Source organism: Massilia sp. YIM B02763, from assembly GCF_030412015.1.
Lineage (GTDB): Bacteria > Pseudomonadota > Gammaproteobacteria > Burkholderiales > Burkholderiaceae_D > Telluria.
Genome location: NZ_JASNRD010000005.1, coordinates 49,169 through 66,238, shown reverse-complemented (window position 1 = coordinate 66,238; position 17,070 = coordinate 49,169). Strand labels below are relative to the sequence as shown.

The 17,070-nt window shown below is 68.5% G+C and carries 18 protein-coding genes; 8 read left to right on the top strand and 10 right to left on the bottom strand.

Going from position 1 to position 17,070, the window contains the following annotated elements; all coding sequences use genetic code 11:
• Positions 1-15 precede the first annotated feature (15 nt).
• The 7 genes from QPK32_RS09335 (at position 16) to QPK32_RS09305 (ending at position 8,101) form a co-directional block, all read left to right on the top strand.
• The gene (locus QPK32_RS09335) at positions 16-1,092 is read left to right on the top strand and encodes a histidine kinase (RefSeq protein ID WP_290412531.1); all 1,077 of its coding nucleotides are present in this window, start codon (positions 16-18) and stop codon (positions 1,090-1,092) included.
• Positions 1,089-1,874, top strand: coding sequence for a LytTR family DNA-binding domain-containing protein (locus QPK32_RS09330; RefSeq protein ID WP_290412530.1), 786 nt, complete (start codon positions 1,089-1,091; stop codon positions 1,872-1,874). The genes QPK32_RS09335 and QPK32_RS09330 overlap by 4 nt, the downstream gene beginning before the upstream one ends.
• The gene (locus QPK32_RS09325; protein ID WP_290412529.1) at positions 1,874-3,019 is read left to right on the top strand and encodes an acyltransferase; all 1,146 of its coding nucleotides are present in this window, start codon (positions 1,874-1,876) and stop codon (positions 3,017-3,019) included. The genes QPK32_RS09330 and QPK32_RS09325 overlap by 1 nt, the downstream gene beginning before the upstream one ends.
• Positions 3,020-3,084: 65 nt before the next feature.
• Entirely contained in the window at positions 3,085-3,735 is a 651-nt protein-coding gene (locus QPK32_RS09320; protein ID WP_290412528.1) for a response regulator transcription factor, read from the top strand.
• A 20-nt stretch (positions 3,736-3,755) separates the two neighbouring features.
• On the top strand, positions 3,756-6,710 hold the full coding sequence (locus tag QPK32_RS09315; protein ID WP_290412527.1) for a sensor histidine kinase: 2,955 nt from the start codon (positions 3,756-3,758) through the stop codon (positions 6,708-6,710).
• Between the two features lie 173 nt (positions 6,711-6,883).
• Positions 6,884-7,636: an SDR family oxidoreductase gene (locus tag QPK32_RS09310; RefSeq protein WP_290412526.1), complete on the top strand. Its 753-nt coding sequence runs from the start codon at positions 6,884-6,886 to the stop codon at positions 7,634-7,636.
• Between the two features lie 18 nt (positions 7,637-7,654).
• Positions 7,655-8,101 (top strand): nuclear transport factor 2 family protein, encoded by a 447-nt coding sequence (locus tag QPK32_RS09305; protein WP_290412525.1) that lies wholly within the window; start codon positions 7,655-7,657, stop codon positions 8,099-8,101.
• Positions 8,102-8,214: 113 nt separating this feature from the next.
• Here the strand turns inward: QPK32_RS09305 and QPK32_RS09300 are convergent, their stop codons facing one another.
• The 6 genes from QPK32_RS09300 to QPK32_RS09275 are packed head-to-tail and all read right to left on the bottom strand — an operon-like array spanning position 8,215 to position 13,335.
• Positions 8,215-9,285, bottom strand: coding sequence for an AI-2E family transporter (locus QPK32_RS09300; RefSeq protein ID WP_290412524.1), 1,071 nt, complete (start codon positions 9,283-9,285; stop codon positions 8,215-8,217).
• Between the two features lie 29 nt (positions 9,286-9,314).
• A complete protein-coding gene (locus QPK32_RS09295; RefSeq protein ID WP_290412523.1) occupies positions 9,315-9,911 on the bottom strand; it encodes an SCO family protein in 597 nt (198 codons plus the stop codon).
• Positions 9,912-9,915: 4 nt separating this feature from the next.
• Positions 9,916-10,821, bottom strand: coding sequence for a heme o synthase (gene cyoE / locus QPK32_RS09290; protein WP_290412522.1), 906 nt, complete (start codon positions 10,819-10,821; stop codon positions 9,916-9,918).
• Positions 10,818-11,963 carry a heme A synthase gene (locus QPK32_RS09285; protein ID WP_290412521.1) on the bottom strand — a complete coding sequence of 382 codons (1,146 nt, stop codon included), beginning with the start codon at positions 11,961-11,963 and terminating at the stop codon, positions 10,818-10,820. The genes cyoE and QPK32_RS09285 overlap by 4 nt, the downstream gene beginning before the upstream one ends.
• Before the next feature lie 12 nt (positions 11,964-11,975).
• Positions 11,976-12,533, bottom strand: a complete 558-nt coding sequence (locus QPK32_RS09280) for a cytochrome C oxidase subunit I (protein WP_290412714.1) — start codon at positions 12,531-12,533, stop codon at positions 11,976-11,978.
• 58 nt (positions 12,534-12,591) lie between these two features.
• The gene (locus QPK32_RS09275) at positions 12,592-13,335 is read right to left on the bottom strand and encodes an SURF1 family protein (protein WP_290412520.1); all 744 of its coding nucleotides are present in this window, start codon (positions 13,333-13,335) and stop codon (positions 12,592-12,594) included.
• Between the two features lie 56 nt (positions 13,336-13,391).
• Between QPK32_RS09275 and QPK32_RS09270 the strand changes: the two genes are divergently transcribed.
• Positions 13,392-13,592: a twin transmembrane helix small protein gene (locus tag QPK32_RS09270; protein ID WP_290412519.1), complete on the top strand. Its 201-nt coding sequence runs from the start codon at positions 13,392-13,394 to the stop codon at positions 13,590-13,592.
• A gap of 43 nt (positions 13,593-13,635) precedes the next feature.
• Here the strand turns inward: QPK32_RS09270 and QPK32_RS09265 are convergent, their stop codons facing one another.
• The 4 genes from QPK32_RS09265 to ctaD all read right to left on the bottom strand — a co-directional run bounded on the left by QPK32_RS09265 (position 13,636) and on the right by ctaD (position 17,051).
• Positions 13,636-14,493 (bottom strand): cytochrome c oxidase subunit 3, encoded by an 858-nt coding sequence (locus tag QPK32_RS09265; RefSeq protein WP_290412518.1) that lies wholly within the window; start codon positions 14,491-14,493, stop codon positions 13,636-13,638.
• A 22-nt stretch (positions 14,494-14,515) separates the two neighbouring features.
• On the bottom strand, positions 14,516-14,737 hold the full coding sequence (locus QPK32_RS09260; protein WP_374046718.1) for a DUF2970 domain-containing protein: 222 nt from the start codon (positions 14,735-14,737) through the stop codon (positions 14,516-14,518).
• Positions 14,734-15,309, bottom strand: a complete 576-nt coding sequence (locus QPK32_RS09255) for a cytochrome c oxidase assembly protein (protein WP_290412517.1) — start codon at positions 15,307-15,309, stop codon at positions 14,734-14,736. The genes QPK32_RS09260 and QPK32_RS09255 overlap by 4 nt, the downstream gene beginning before the upstream one ends.
• Before the next feature lie 137 nt (positions 15,310-15,446).
• Entirely contained in the window at positions 15,447-17,051 is a 1,605-nt protein-coding gene (gene ctaD / locus QPK32_RS09250; RefSeq protein ID WP_290412516.1) for a cytochrome c oxidase subunit I, read from the bottom strand.
• Positions 17,052-17,070 lie beyond the last annotated feature (19 nt).

Below are 17,070 nucleotides of genomic sequence, written 5' to 3'. Positions count from 1 at the left end.
TTCCGGACCCATCGCGTGAAACAAGCGACGCCCCTGCTCGTCCCCGTCCTCGCCGCCCTGCCGGTATGCGCCTGCATGGCGATCCTGGGCCTGCCGGCGCTCGGCCACGGCCACGCGGTCTGGTTCCGTGCCATGTACATCACGGCCTGCATGGCGTGGATCGTGCTGCTGGCGGCGCTGCAAAGGACCATGTGGCGGCGCGACGTGCACTGGCTGCCCACGGGCCTCGTGCTCGTGGGTGCCAGCTACGCCATGTCGGTGCTGAACAACGTGCTGGGCCAGCGCCTGGAGATCGGGCTGGGCCTGATGGACCGCTACCATTGGGACGAGCTGACGCGGGGCCTGGACGGCTGCTGGCTGGCGCTGCTCGTGTTCTGCGCCGTGCACGCGCTGGCCGTCTACTACCTGTCGCTGCAAGGCGCCCAGCTGCGCCTGGCCCAGGCCCAGGCGGCGGCGCGCGACGCCGAGCTGCGGGCGCTGCGCCTGCAGGTCAACCCCCACTTCCTGTTCAATACGCTGAACGCCATTTCCGCCCTCGTCGCGGCCGAGGCGAACGGCGACGCCAACCGCATGATCGGGCGCGTGGCCGACTTCCTGCGCGCCACGCTGGCCCACGACGGCCGCCACGAACACGCGCTGGCCGAGGAGCTGGCGCTGACCGAGGCCTACCTCGACATCGAGAAGGCGCGCCTGGGCACGCGCCTGCAGCTGACCATGAAGGCGGGCCCGGACCTGCTCGACGCCGCCGTGCCCTACCTGATGCTGCAGCCGCTGGTGGAGAACGCGATCCGCCACGGCATCGCGCCGCTGGCCGCGCCGGGACGCCTGGACATCCGCATCGGTCGCGAGGGCGGCCGGCTGCTGGTCGACGTCAGCAACGACGGCCGTCCCGGCGCGGACGCGGATGGGGCGACTGGCACAGGCTGCGGCATCGGCCTGGCCAACGTCGCCGAGCGCCTGCGCCACCTGTACGGCGAGGACCAGCAGGTCGATGCCGGCTGGCGCGCCGACGGCCGCTTCGGGGTGCGCATCGCGCTGCCGCTGCAGCGCGCCAGCCGCGCGGCAGCGAACGACGCCAGGGTAGCGGCATGAACGGCAAGCTGCGCGTCGCCATCGTCGACGACGAGCCGCTGGCCCGCCTGGCCGTGCGCACGCGCCTGGCCAGGCATCCCGGCATCGAACTGGTGGCGGAATACTGCGACGGCGACACGGCTGCCGCCGGCCTCGCCGACGTCTGCCCCGACCTCGTGTTCATGGACGTCGAGATGCCCGGCCGCAGCGGCCTCGAGGTGCTGGCGAGCCTGCCGCGCCAGACCAGGCCCATGGCGATCCTGCTGACGGCCTACGACGGTTTCGCGCTGCAGGCCTTCGAACTGGCCGCCATCGACTACCTGCTCAAGCCGATCGACGACGAGCGCCTGGACGAGGCGCTGGAACGCGCGCTGGCCGCCTGGCCCTGGCGGCGCGCGCCGCTGCCCGCTCCGGCCCCGTGGACGCGCACCTTCAGCGTGCGCGCCGGCAGCCGCACCGTCCTCGTCGACACCGCCGACGTCGAGCACATCGAGGCCGACGGCGACTACGCCACGCTGCACGTCCAGGGCAAGGAATACCTGGTGCGCGAACGCCTGCACGCGCTGGCGCTGCGCCTCGACCCGCAGCAGTTCCAGCGCGTGCACCGCTCCAGCATCGTGCGCCTGGACATGGTGGCCGAGCTGCGCGCGCTGACCAACCGCGACGCCGTGCTGCGCCTGCGCGACGGCACATTGCTGCGCGCCAGCCGCACCTACATGCCGGCGCTCACCGAAGCGCTGGCGCGGCGCGCGCGCGCCACCGATACCGATACCGTTTCCCTCCCGGCCCCGAAAGTCGCCTGATGCCCCCTTCCACCATCCGCCTGCAGGGCCTGGACACCCTGCGCGCCTGCGCCATCGTGCTCGTGCTGGTGTCCCACTATGCCGGCTTCGTCAGCCACGCGCCCACCTTCGGCATCCTCGGCAACGTGGGCTGGTCCGGCGTCGACCTGTTCTTCGTGCTGAGCGGCTATCTCATCGGCAACCAGCTGCTCGCGCCCGTCGCGCGCGGCGAAACCTCGTCGACCGGGAGCTTCTTCGCGCGCCGCCTGCTGCGCACGCTGCCCAACTACTACGCCATGCTGGCCATTTACCTGCTGTTGCCGCACGGCCCGATCGCCGGCTCCGGCATGCCGCCGCTGTGGCAGATGCTGACCTTCACGCAGAACATCGGACTGGCCTACGGACAGACCTTCACCCACTCCTGGTCGCTGTGCATCGAGGAACAGTTCTACGTCGTGCTGCCGCTGGCCGTGCTGGCACTGGCGCGCGTGCGCCGGCCGGCGCGCCTGGCCTGGTGCGTGCTGCTCGGCGCGGCAGCGCTGGGCGTGGCGGCCCGTGCCGCCGCCATGCTGCACGGCGGCCACGACGCATTCGCGGCCGAGGTCTACTACTCGACCCTGTGCCGCTTCGGCGGACTGCTGCCCGGCGTCGCCATCGCCATGCTGAAGAACTTCCATCCCACCCTCTTCGCGCGGCTGCAAGCGCATGCGAACGCCATCTTCGCGGCCGGCCTGGCGACGACGGCATTCGTGCTCCACGCCATGGCGAGGGACGGGTTCAGCCCTTTCGTCGCGACCACGTTCGGCTTTCCGCTGGTGGCGGCCGGCTTCGGCCTGCTGGTGCTGTCCGCCCTCGGCCCGCACTGCATCCTGAACCGGGTACGGGTTCCCGGCGCCGCCAGCCTGGCGCTGTGGTCCTACGCCGTCTACCTGGCGCACAAGCCGATCTTCATGGCGATCCGCCCGCAGGCCGGGCGCCTGGGCATCGATACCGGCGCGCCATGGTGGATCGGCGCCATCATGGCAGCGGGCATCGGGGGCGGCTGGCTGCTGTACCGGCTGGTGGAGACCCCGTTCATGCGCCTGCGCGAACGCTGGTATCCGGCACGGCCGGCGCCTGCCGCGGCGGCCGCCCAGGCGCCGGGCGGCACGGCCGTGCAACCCTGAAACCTCGGCACGGCGTGGCCGCTTTCACTTAGAATCGAGGTTTTAGGCTCTCCGACGGAGCAGTTTTGCATCACCCGAACGTCCTTCCCTCTTCCGGCGCGCCGATCCGCGTCCTGGTCGCCGACGACCACCCCCTCATGCTCGACGGGATCGCGACCGCCCTGGAACGCCAGGGCGGCTTCGAGATCGTGGCGCGCGCCCATGACGGCGAAGCGGCCATCGAGGCATGGGAGCGCACGCGCCCCGACGTTGGCCTGGTCGACCTTCAAATGCCGGTCACGGACGGCATCGAGACGATCCGCACGATCCGTTCCCGCGATCCCGGCGCGCGCCTGGTCGTGCTGACCACCTACCGGGGCGACGCCCGCATCGCGATGGCGCTCAAGGCCGGGGCCCGCGCCTACCTCGGCAAGAATGCCGGCGGCGACGAGCTGGCGCGCACCGTGCGCGACGTGCACGAAGGCCGCTACCTGCTGCCGCAGGCGCTGCGCCAGGAGGTGGCCCGTCATTACGCGGGCGACGCGCTGTCGGCGCGCGAGCTGGACGTGCTGCGCCTGGCCGCGCGTGGCCGCTCGAACCGCGAGATCGCCCAGCTGCTGGGCATCGGCGAAGCCACGGTCAAGACCCACATGAGCACCATCCTGGTCAAGCTCGGCGCCAGCGACCGCACACATGCGGTGACGCTGGCGGCGCAGCGCGGCTTCCTCGACTTCTGAGCACGCCCAGGCCTCGCCCCATGACATCTTCCCTTTCCCTCCTCCGCCAGGCACTGCGCGCGCTGGGCGGCCTGCTGGCAGCCGCGGCGATGCACACCGCGGCGGCCGGCCCCGACCTCTCGCACTACCAGCACACCCGCTGGACACAGGAAAACGGTGGCCCGCCCCAGGCAAACGCGATGGCCCAGACGAGCGACGGCTGGCTGTGGCTGAACACCATCGACGGCCTGTACCGCTTCGACGGCCAGCGCTTCGAACGCCGCCCGCTGCCGGGCGTTGCGGGACCGAAGCGCATCTTCAACATCGGCGTCCACGGCCGCGACGTCTACATCATGTACCTGGGCCGCGGCATGGCGGTGCTGCATCCGGACGGGCGCCTGGAAGACCTCGCGCACGGTCCGGGCAGCCCCGAACGGGGAATCGTCAGCATGACGGTCGATCCCGACGGCAGCCTGTGGACCGGCAGTGCGGCGGGCATCCACCATCTCGCGCACGGGCGCTGGACCCATGTGCTCGACAGCGCCGAATGGCGCACGACTGAACTCAGCAGCATGCTGCGTGACGGCGCCGGCGGCATCTGGGCAGCGAACGCCTACGGGGCGTGGCACCTGGACCGCGCGCGCGGGCGCTTCGACAAGGTGTCCGAACGGGGCGGCTCGGTCACGCTGGCACCCGATGGCGGCGTCTGGCTGACGGCCGACCGGGGCGGGCCCATCGAGCGCCTGGCGGCACCGGCCGCCATGGCGCGCACTGACGCCGTGTCCTATTCGGCGGGCGTCTTCGACGCCGGCGGGACCTTCTGGTCGCTGCAATGCCCCGAGCGCCTGTGCCTCGTGCCGCCGACCGCCGGCCGCGCGGAGATCGTGCCGCGGCGCGATGCCGCCGCGCGCCTGGCACCGGCCTTTCCCCTGTCCGGCAGCGAGGCGATCCTCGCGATGCGCGACCGCGAAGGCGACATCTGGATCGCGACCGAGGCTGGCCTCGACCGCTTCCGCGAAAAGCGCGTGCTGGCCACGGGGCTCGCCGGTTCCGGCGACCGCTATACCCTCGCGGCCGACGATACGGGCCAGGTCTGGGCTGCCGAAAAAGGCACGGGAACGCTGTGGCGCCTGGTGCCTGGCCGTCCGCCCGAAGCGCAGGCCGGCGTATGGGCCAACGTCATCGCGCGCGCTCCCGACGGCGCCCTGCTGCTGGCAGGCAAGCGCAGCATCCAGCGCCGCTCGCGTGCCGGCATCGAGGAGATCGCGCTGCCGCCGGGACGCGACGGCAAACCCGTCGACATCCACTCCATCGGCATCCTCGACGACGGCAGGATACTCTGGGTGATGTCGCCCGAGATCGGCCTGGTCGGCTGGAACGGCAAGGCCTGGCTGCCGCGCAGCGCCTTCACGCTGCCCAGGGAAATCTACCTGGCCGTGCGCGAAGGCGGCGGGCGCCTGTGGCTGGCGACGTCCGAGGGCAAGCTGGTGCGCTACCAGGACGACCGGTTGACCAGCTACGACATGTCCATGCTCGGCATGGGCTCCGGCATCTTCCCCGGCGAGCAGCTCGTCGCCGGCGGCGACCAGGGCCTCGCCGTGCTGAAGGACGGCAGGCTGCGCCTGCTGCGCGCGCACGACCCGGGCGTGCTGCGCAACGTGTCCGGCCTTGCCGTCGATGCCGACGGCGACCGCTGGCTCAACGGCGCGGCAGGCCTCGTGCGCGTGCGGGCGGCCGACTGGCGCCGGACGATGGCCGATCCGGACACGCCCCTGCGCTACGAACTGTTCGATGCGCTGGACGGCTATCCGGGCCAGTCGATGCTCGGCACCCGCCTGGGCACGGCCTTCACCGGCGACGGCCGCCACCTGTGGTTCGTGGCCAGCGGCGGCGTCATCACCGTCGATACGGCAAGGCTGCGCCGCAACACGGTGGCGCCGCAGCCACTCATCCTCGACCTTGCCACCGACCAGCAGCGCTTCGACGCCGCCGCTCCCCTGCGCCTGCCGCCGGGATCGAACGCCTTCCGCATCCGCTACACGGCGCCGGCGCTGCGCGCGCCGGAACGCCTGCATTTCCAGTACCGCCTGGACGGCGTCGACGCCCGCTGGCAGGACGCCGGCACGCGGCGCATGACGGCCTATACGAACGTGGCGCCGGGCGACTACGTGTTCCGCGTGCGCGCCGTGAACGAGGACGGCGTCGCCAGCGCGCAGGACGCGACCTTGCGCCTGACCGTGGAACCGACGCTGGCGCAAAGCCTGCCCTTCAGGATCGCCTGCGCCTTCCTGCTGGCGGCGCTGGCGTATGCGCTGCATCGCTACCGCGTGCGCCAGCTGACGCGGCGCCTGACGGAACGCCTGCAGGTACGCAACGACGAGCGCGAACGCATCGCCCGCACGCTGCACGACACCATCCTGCAGGCGGTGCAGGTGCTGATGCTCAGGCTCGACGGCCTGGCCGCGTCGCTGCCGGCCGGCGACCGCGCGCGCGACGAGCTGCGCCGGGCGCTGGGCGACGCCGCCGGCGCGATCGACGCGGGCCGCGACCAGGTGCGCGAACTGCGCGGCGGAGCGCCCCGACTGGAAGACGCGATCGAGGATTGCGCCGGCGCGCTGCGCGGCATCCATCCGGGCGTCGCCTTCGCCTTGCGCGTCGAGGGACGCGCGCGGCGGCTGCACGACGCGGTGGCCGACGAGGCGGCGCACATCGTGTGCGAGGCGCTGCGCAACGCCTTCGCCCATGCGGGGGCGCGCCGCATCGAGGTCGTGCTCGACTACGGCCGGCGCGGCTTGGATGCCCGCGTGCGCGACGACGGCGGCGGCCTCGATGCCGAGGTGGCCCGCGCTGGCTACCGCAGCGGCCACTGGGGCCTGATCGGCATGCGCGAACGGGCCGGGCGCATCGGCGCGCGGCTGGCGCTGGACAGCCGGCCGGGCGGCGGCACCGCCGTCACGCTTGCCGTGCCGGCCGCGCGTGCCTACGCCAGGACCTGAACCGTCCCTATCCCCTGGCAGGGGACTTTTTACGCGCGCTCCCTGGCCGGACCAGTTGGAATCTGGGTGCCATTACTGTCCACAAGCGTGGATAGTCATTCTACAAAATGCGGATTTCAACACCCATGTGGAAGGACTAGACTTCCTCCATCGATCAAACGACGGAGGACACCATGAAGAAATTCGAAGGAAAAATCGCACTCGTGACCGGCGGCTCGTCGGGCATCGGCCTGGCCACCGCCAAGCTGTTCGCGCAGGAAGGCGCACGGGTCTTCATCACCGGCCGCCGCCAGGCGGAGCTGGACGCGGCGGTCGCGGCCATCGGCCATGGCGCCGTCGGCTTGCGCGCCGACTCGGCCAGCAACGCCGACCTGGACCGCCTGGTCGACACCATCCGCGAGCGCGCCGGCCGCATCGATGCGCTGTACGTGAACGCGGGCGGCGGCGGCATGCAGCCCCTCGGCCAGATCACCGAGGAACAGTTCACCGATACCTTCGACCGCAACGTCAAGGGTCTGCTGTTCACCGTGCAGAAGGCGCTGCCGCTGCTGTCCGACGGCGCCGCCGTCGTGCTGACCGGTTCGACGGTGGGCATCATGGGCACGGCCGCGTTCAGCGTCTACAGCGCCAGCAAGGCCGCCGTGCGCAACCTGGCGCGCAGCTGGATCCTCGACCTGAAGGAGCGCAAGATCCGCGTCAACGTCGTCAGCCCCGGCCCCGTGCACACGCCGGGCCTGGTCGACCTGGCCGGCGACGACAAGGCCGCCCAACAGGGCCTGCTCGACTACCTGGCCAGCCAGGTGCCGCTGGGCCGCGTGGCGCAGCCGGAAGAAATCGCCAAGGCCGTGCTGTTCCTGGCGTCCGACGACGCCAGCTTCATCAACGGCGCCGAGCTGTTCGTCGACGGCGGCATGGCCCAGGTCTAAGCAAGGAGGAGCGCAACCATGACCGACAACGAACGCATCATCCGCCATCTGTACGAAGTCGCCGAAGTGCAGGACAGCGCCGCCTTCGTGAAGCTGTTCGCCGACGACGGCTATTTTTACGACGTCTCCGCCGGCGCGAAATACTATGGCCAGGACATCGGTAAGACGGTCGACATCTATGCGACCGCCTTCCCGGACATGCACCGCGAGCTGGGCAACTTCTACGTGACGGACGACACCATCATCGTCGAGCTGTCGCTGAACGGCACGCACAAAGGCCCGCTGGTGATCCCGGCCGGGACGATCGCCCCGACCAACCAGCGCATCCAGGCACCCTGCTGCGACGTGTTCAAGCTGAAGGACGGCAAGGTGGAATTCTTCCACTGCTACACGGCCGCCACGATCCTGTTCGCCCAGCTGGGCATCCTGGGCAATATCGGGGCGGTGCTGCAGCCGCACGGCTAAAGAGAGTTCGCTCAACAGCACGTCGTCCCTGCGCAGGCAGGGACCCAAGTTCGGCACGCGTACAGGTAACGCTTGCGAAATTGGGCCCCTGCCTTCGCAGGGGCGACGTTGGTTTAGATTCCCCCGCCCTTCTGCTTGACGATCGGATCCTTGGTATGGGTCCATCCGCTCAGCAGCGAATACCCCACCGCCAGCAGCGTCGGCCCGATGAACAGGCCGACGAAGCCGAAGGCGATCACGCCGCCCAGCACGCCGAGCAGCGTCAGCAAAAACGGCAGGCTGGAGCCGCGGCTGATCAGGACGGGGCGCACGATGTTGTCGACGCCGCTGATGGCGAAGAAGCCCCACACCAGCATGAAGATGCCCCAGCCCGTGTCGCCCTGGGAGAACAGCCAGACGGACGCGCCGCCCCAGATCACGGGCGGTCCGACGGGGATCAGGGACGACACGAACACCAGCACCGACAGCAGCAGCACGGCCGGCACGCCCGCCAGGGCGAAGCCGAGGGCCGCCACCAGCGCCTGGGCCAGCGCCGTGCCGAGCAGGCCGTACATCACGCCGCGCACGGTCTGGCTGACGATGTCCGTCACCGATTCCGCTTCCTCGTTCATGACGCGCCGCATGGCCGCGCCGATGACCGTCATCAGGGTCTCGCCGTCGCGGTAGAAGAAGAAGCTGACGAAGGCCGCAAGGCTCATCTGCACGACGCCGGTGCCGAGCATGATGCCGCCCGCCAGCAGCCAGCGGCGCGCCGGTTCGACCATGCGCTGCGCCAGTTCCAGCATCTGCTCGCGGCTGGCGACGAGCTGGCGCAGGTAGAGGTCGATCTGCTCGCCGACGAGGGGAATGTCGCGGACCCAGGCCGGCGGCAGCAATTCGCCGTGCGACAGCGCGTACCTGAGCTGGTCGAAGGCATGGCCGATGTTGTCGGCCAGGTTCCAGGCGACGAGGGCCAGCGGGATGATGACGAGCAGCGTCAGCGACAGCGTCATGGTCAGCGCCGCGACGGTGCGGTGGCCGCGCATGTGCCCCAGCAGGCGCTGGTACAGGGGCCAGGAGGAGATGACGACGGCGGCGGCGAACAGGATCGCGGCCAGGAACGGCCGCAGCACGTACAGGCAGCCAAGTCCCAGCAGGATGACGGCGGCGTAGCGGGTATAGTTTTTACCGAGTCGCCGCTCCATGCCGCCTCCGCCGTCGTGTTATCGAGGCATCAGGATAACAGCTGGCGGATGTCGTGGACGATGGCGTCGGCGCCCTGGCCGTGGCGGATGAACAGGCGCAGCCTGCCCTCGCGGTCGAAGACGTAGCTGCCGGCCGTGTGATCGATGGTGTAGCTGCCCGGCTCGGTGCCCGGCACCTTCGAATAGAACACCTTGAATTCCTTGGCGACGCGGGCGGTCTGCTCGGGCGAGCCGCGCAGGCCGACGAAGCGCTTGTCGAACGCAGGGGCATAGGAGGCCAGCAGTTCCTGGGTGTCGCGCTCCGGGTCCAGCGTGATGAACGCGACCTGCACCTGGTCCGCCTGCGGTCCCAGCTTCTGCATCACGGTGGCCATCTCGGCCATCGTGGTCGGGCACACGTCAGGGCATTGCGTATAGCCGAAGAACACGACGACGACCTTGCCCTTGTAGTCGGCCAGCGTGCGCGGCTTGCCCGTGTGGTCGGTCAGCGAGAAATCCTTGGCGTAGTCCAGGCCCGTGACGTCGGTGTTCTGGAAGCTGGCCTGCTTGCCCGGCAGCTTGTCGCACGCGGCGAGCGAACAGGTGAATGCGATGGCGGCGACGAGGGCGGGCAGCAGTCTTTTCATGGGATCAGAAGTTCAGGTATTGCTTCACGTAGTGGTCGACCAGCAGCGCCGCGAACAGCAGCGCCAGGTAGACGATGGACCAGGCGAAGGCCTTGCGGGCGACCTGGTCGCTGTAGTGCTTGTGGATCAGCCAGCCGTGGCGCAGGAACACGGCGTTCAACACGACGGCGGCGGCCAGGTAGACGACGCCGCTCATGCCCACGGCGTAGGGAAACAGCGTGCAGGCGGCCAGCGCGATCGAGTACAGCCAGACCTGCAGGCCAGTGTACTTCATCCCGTGCGTCACGGGCAGCATCGGCAGGCCGGAACGGACGTAGTCGTCGCGCCGGTACATGGCCAGCGCCCAGAAGTGCGGCGGGGTCCAGACGAAGATGATCAGCACGAGCAGCCAGGCTTCCATCGGCACCGTGCCCGCGACGGCGGCCCAGCCCAGCGCCGGCGGCATCGCGCCGGACAGGCCGCCGATGACGATGTTCTGCGGCGTGTTCGGCTTGAGCAGGACGGTGTAGATCAGCGCGTAGCCGACGAAGGTGACGAAGGTCAGCCACATCGTCAGCGGATTGACCATCGTGTACAGCACGCCCATGCCGGCGCCGCCGATGACGCTGGAAAAGATGAGGGTCTGCGTGGTGGACAGCTCGCCCATGGCGGTGGCGCGGCGCGCGGTGCGGGCCATGCGCGCGTCGACCTCGGCCTCGATCAGGCAGTTGACGGCAAAGGCGGCGCCGGCCAGCAGCCAGATGCCGAGGGTGCCCCAGAACAGCACGTGCCAGCCGGGGAAGCCGTCGGTGGCGAGGAACATGCCGATGACGGCGCAGAAGACGGCCAGCTGGGTGATGCGCGGCTTGGTGAGCGCCCAGTATTGCGCGATCCGGCTGGGCGGTTTATGGGTGGCGGTGTGGGTAATCATGGATGGCTCGCGGGCACCGGGGAGCGTCGCGCGCCCTGCGGGACCGGGTCGAGTTGGTACTGTACCTTGTAGTTTAACATGGTCACCAGCAGGACGAGGCCCGCCGCCCCCGCGTTGTGCAATACCGCCAGCGCCAGCGGGAAGCTGAAGAACACGGTGGCGATGCCCGTGATGGCCTGGGCGGCCAGCACCAGCACCAGGTTGCGCGCCGTCTTGTGCAGGCCCGGCACGCGCCAGGCGCGCCACGCCGTATAGCCCAGCACCAGCACGACGACGGCGGCGAAATTGCGGTGCACCCAGTGGATCGCCGTCAGCGCCGAGAACGGCAGGTAGTGGCCGGCCGCCGTCTTGCCCAGTTCGCGCCACAGCGTGAAGCCGTGTTCGAAGTCCATCTCGGGGAAGACTTGCCCGTTACACAAGGGGAAATCGCTGCATGCGAGGGTCGCGTAGTTGGTGCTCACCCAGCCGCCCAGCGCCAGCTGCAGCAGCAGGACGGCGGCCGAGAGCCAGGCCAGCGGACGCAGGCGCCGCAGCACGGCCGTGTCGCCCAGCGGCGGCTGCGGCTTCAACAGATTGTCCTCGCGCCCGCCCAGCCAGACGACGAGGGCCAGCAGCGTCACGCCGAACAGCAGGTGCAGCGTGACGATCACGGGCTGCAGCTTCAGGGTCACGGTCCAGGCCCCGAACGCGCCCTGCACGCACACCCACAGGAACAGCACGGTCGGCAGCAGCGGCTGGAAGGCGCGCAGGCCGGTGCGGCGCCACTGGACCCAGGACGTGATCATGAGGGCCATGATCAGCACGCCGATACCCATCGCCAGGTAGCGGTGGATCATCTCGATCCAGGCCTTGGCCACGGTGACGGGGCCGGTCGGCATCAGTTCCTCGGCGGCGGCGATGTGTTCGTGCGCCAGGAACGGGTTGGCCAGGCCGTAGCAGCCCGGCCAGTCCGGGCAGCCCAGGCCGGAGTCGGTCAGGCGGGTGAAGCCGCCGAACACGATCAGGTCGAAGGTGAAGAAGGCGATGATCCAGACCAGCTTGCGGTACTTGAACGGGTCGGCCGACATCCAGACCATCGAGAGGGGAATGCAGGCCACGAGCAGGCCATGGATCAACAGTTGTGCGAGATGCGATGCTTGCATATGAATCAGGGTTCAGCCGATGGACGACGCCTTCAGCAGTTTGTAGATATCCTTGTACACCTTGCGCGGTTCCGGGTCCTTCGGGAAGCGCATCATGAGGTGGCCCAGCGGGTCGATCATGTAGATGTGGTCGCCGGCCGTCGTGCCGGGGGCCGCCGGCAGCCATTGTCGCACCGCCGCGGAATCGGCGCGCAGCATGTGGGTGCCGTCGTATTCGCGGATGACGATCGTGTCCAGCGGTTCGCGGTCCGTGATCAGCCAGACGCGCTCGATGCGGTCCATCTCCTTGCCCTGCATGAGGCGCAGCTGGCGCATGGCGAACAGCTGCTTCCGGCAGGCGTCGCCGCAGGCCGCCGGGGCCACCATCAGCATCACCCACTTGCCCTTGAAGCCGGCGAGCGGCTGCGGACGGCCGTCGAGCGTGGCCGTGGCCAGGCTGGCCGGAACCGGATGGGCGCGCTGGTCGACCAGGGTGCCGTAGTTGTTGCGCTGCTCGGGCTTGATCACGTAATAGGTGAAATAGGACGCGATCAGCGGCGACGCGCACACGAGCAGCACCAGCCACAGCATGCGGCGGCCGCGCCGCTTTGCTGTCGGGCTTCCCTGCTCCGGTGCGATGATCGATGCCTCAGCCGGCAGTTTGTCTTCCACGTCGAAATCCTGTCATCACAAAAAACACGCACGCCATCGCCGCCAGCGCATACCACTGGAAGGCGTAGCCGCGGTGGCGGTCCACGTCCAGCGCGGGCGCGGGCCATTGGCGTACCAGTCCGTCCGGCGCATACGCGGGATTCCCGGTCTGCTCGACCAGGAAGGGCAGCATGGCAAGGCCGCTCGCCCGGGCGACGTCGGCCACTTCCAGGTTCTGCACGATGGCATGCGGGGCCAGCGGCGGTGCCGTCCCGAGCTGCATGACGCGCGCCGGACGCGGCACGGCGATGCCTTCGATGGTCTGCTCGCCTTCCGGCACGGGCAGCGCCGGGATGCGGTCGTGCGCGCCCGGATCGCGGGGAAACCAGCCGCGCGCCACCAGCACATAGGTATTGTCCGCAGCCGCTATTTTAAACGGCATCAGCAAAACGAACCCGCTGCGGCCCTCATGGCCACCCAGGGGCCGGTTGTCGAGGTAGACGGGCCAGTCGCGCACGAAGCGGCCGGTGGCGACGACGCGGCGGTATTCGACGGCCGCGGGGTCGATGGCCACGTGGCCCAGCCGCAGCGGCGGCGCGCTGCCGCGCTCCAGCAGGTGCGCCTGCAGCGCCGTCTTTTCCTCGGCGCGCCTGGCCTGCCAGTTGCCGAGGACGATGCCCAGGACCACCAGCGCGACCGTCGCGATGAAGGGAACGATGCTAAAACGGAAGCGCAATCGCATTACAATGGGATCCTGATCGTTGCATTTTCCTCACGCTTCCTTTGCCAGGGTCCGCCATGAAAATCGTCGTCGCCATCGCCTTCGTCCTCATCCTCGGCAGCCTGGCGTCGGCCTTGTTCTTCCTGATGCGCGACAAGGGGCGCAGCAACCGCACCGTGCAGGCGCTGGCGCTGCGGGTCGGCTTGTCGATCACGCTGTTCCTGCTGGTGCTGTTTTCGTACAAGATGGGGTGGATACAGCCGACGGGGTTGCACTAGCAACCCCTTCGCAGGGACGACGGTTTTGAAGCCGCGATGCTTGTCAAAGCCAGTACACCACCACGTACAACCCCAGCCACACCACGTCCACGAAGTGCCAGTACCACGCGGCCCCTTCGAAGGCGAAATGGTGTTCCGGCGTGAAGTGCCCTTTGAGCACCCGGTACAGCACCACCGACAGCATGATCGCCCCCATCGTCACGTGGAAGCCGTGGAAGCCCGTCAGCATGAAGAAGGTCGAGCCGTAGATGCCCGAGGTCAGCTTGAGGTTCAGTTCCGAATACGCGTGGTGGTATTCGTAGGCCTGGAAGCCCATGAAGACGGCGCCCAGCAGGATCGTCAGGAACAGCCAGAACGCCGTCTTCGAGCGGTGGCCGGCGCGCAGCGCGTGGTGGGCGATGGTCAGCGTCACGCCCGAGGTCAGGAGCAGCGCCGTGTTGATGGTCGGGATCGGGAACGGTCCCATCGTGTTGAACTGCTCGACGGTGCCGGCCGGCCCCGTATTGCCCCAGTGGCCGGCGAAGTCGGGCCAGATCACCTTGTGGTCGAGGTCCGCCAGCCAGGGCATGGAGATTGCGCGGGCATAGAACAGCGCGCCGAAGAAGGCGCCGAAGAACATCACTTCCGAGAAGATGAACCAGCTCATCGACCAGCGGTAGGACGCGTCGATGCGCGGGCCGTACACGCCCGATTCCGATTCGCGGATGGCGTCGCCGAACCAGCCGTACAGCACGACCAGCATCGCGACGATGCCGGCCAGGCACACGCCCATGCCCCAGGCTGCGCCGTTGACCCAGCCGGAGGCCCCGGCCATCGTGACCAGCATCGAGGCGCCGGCGGCCAGCGGCCAGCGCGACGGCCCGGGGATGAAGTAATACGGCGCGGTATGTGGCGTACCCATTCTCTTTATCTCCTCTCTTCGTTCAACCATGCGTGACGGCGAACCGCACCAGCAACAGCAGCACGCCAATGAAGATCGCGACGCCGAGCAACGCGCCCGCGATGACGTACAGCGGGTTCAGGCTGGCGGCATCGCGCTCGTAGTCCTTGCCCTTGCGGATCCCGAAGAAGGACCAGAACACGGCCTTCATCGTGGCGCCGAACGAGGCCGGGCGATCCTGGGGTCGTTCGTGCGGTTCCATCATCCCCCCTTCGCGGCGACCGCGCCGCCGATCTCGAAGAAAGTGTACGACAGCGTGATGTTCTTCACCTCGCGCGGCAGCGCCGGGTCGATGAAGAACACGACGGGCATCTGGCGCGCCTCGTTCGGTTTCAGTACCTGCTCCTGGAAGCAGAAGCATTCCACCTTCTTGAAATGCGGCGTGGCCGATTGCGGCGCGTAGCTGGGAATCGCCTGCGCCTTCACCGTCCTCGCCTGCGTGTTCACGACCTCGTAGACCACGGTCGCCATCTCGCCCGGATGCACGTCGATGCTGCGCTGGGTCGGGCGGAAGCGCCACGGCCCCTGCGCATTGCCGTCCAGTTCGATGGTGACGGTCCTTGCCAGGTCGACCTGCGTATTGGCTGGGCGCTCCACCGTGCCGTCCTTCTGCGTCAGCACGTTGATGCCCAGGACTTCGCAGACCTGGCGGTAGACGGGCACCAGCGCATAGCCGAAGCCGAACATCACGCACGCGACCACCACCAGCTTGACCAGCGTGACGCGGTTCAGCCGCAGGCGGCCGCTCTGTTCGACCTGGTGCGCGTTCGCCTGCATGTCAGCTCATCCAGAGGCGCTTGACGAACAGCGCCACGAAGAAGAACAGCGCCAGCGCGCCGACCCACAGGGCCGTGCGCAGGTTGTTCGGCTTTTGTCGTGCCATGGCGTCCTCGCTCATGTGCTCACTCATCGGTTTACTTCACCAGCGGCGGGTTCTCGAAGGTGTGGAACGGCGCCGGGCTCGGCACGGTCCACTCCAGCCCTTCCGCCCCTTCCCACGGCTTGGCCTCGGCCTGGACACCGCCGCGGATCGTGGGCAGCACGACGAAGAACAGGAAGTACACCTGGGACAGGCCGAAGCCGAAGGCGCCGATCGACACGATCATGTTGAAGTCGGTGAACTGCACGGCATAGTCGGCGTAGCGGCGCGGCATGCCGGCCAGGCCCAGGAAGTGCATCGGGAAGAAGGTGACGTTGAAGGTGATCAGCGACAGCCAGAAGTGGATCTTGCCGCGCAGTTCCGGGTACATATGGCCCGTCCACTTCGGTCCCCAGTAGTAGAAGCCGGCGAACAGCGCGAACAGCGAGCCGGCCACCAGCACGTAGTGGAAGTGGGCAACGACGTAATAGGTGTCCTGCACCTGGATGTCGATCGGGGTCACGGCCAGGATCAGGCCCGTGAAGCCGCCCATCGTGAACACGAAGATGAAGCCGACGGCGAACAGCATCGGGGTCTCGAAGGTCATCGAACCCTTCCACATCGTCGCGACCCAGTTGAACACCTTCACGCCGGTGGGCACGGCGATCAGCATCGTCGCGTACATGAAGAACAGCTGGCTCGTCACGGGCATGCCGGTGGTGAACATGTGGTGGGCCCAGACGATGAAGGACAGGATCGCGATCGACGCGGTCGCGTACACCATCGAGGCATAGCCGAACAGGGGTTTGCGGGCGAAGGCCGGGATGATCTGCGAGATGATGCCGAAGGCCGGCAGGATCATGATGTAGACCTCGGGGTGGCCGAAGAACCAGAAGATGTGCTGGTACATGACGGGGTCGCCGCCGCCGGCCGCGTTGAAGAACGAGGTGCCGAAGTGGCGGTCGGTGAGGGTCATCGTGATGGCGCCGGCCAGCACGGGCATCACGGCGATCAGCAGATAGGCCGTGATCAGCCAGGTCCAGCAGAACATCGGCATCTTCATGAGCGTCAGGCCCGGCGCGCGCATGTTCAGGATGGTGACGATGATGTTGATCGAGCCCATGATCGACGAGGCGCCCATGATGTGCAGCGCGAAGATGGCCATGTCCATGCCCGGCCCCATCTGCGTGGACAGCGGCGCGTACAGCGTCCAGCCGGCCGCGGTGGCGCCGCCCGGCACGAAGAAGGAGCCGGCCAGCAGGATCGCGGCCGGCGGCAGCAGCCAGAACGAGAAGTTGTTCATGCGCGCGAACGCCATGTCGGAGGCGCCGATCTGCAGCGGGATCATCCAGTTGGCGAAGCCGACGAAGGCCGGCATGATCGCGCCGAACACCATCACGACGCCGTGCATCGTGGTCAGCTGGTTGAAGAATTCGGGACGGAAGAACTGCAGGCCGGGCTGGAACAACTCGGTGCGGATCATCAGCGCCAGCACGCCGCCCGACAGCAGCATGGTGAAGGCGAACCACAGGTACAGGGTGCCGATGTCCTTGTGATTGGTGGCGAACAGCCAGCGGCGCCACCCGTGCGGGTGGTCGTGGGCATGGTCGTCGTGGGCGTGGCCGTGTTCGTGAGCCTGGTCGATGGTGCTGGAAGTCATGGCGGTTTCCTGTTCGAGC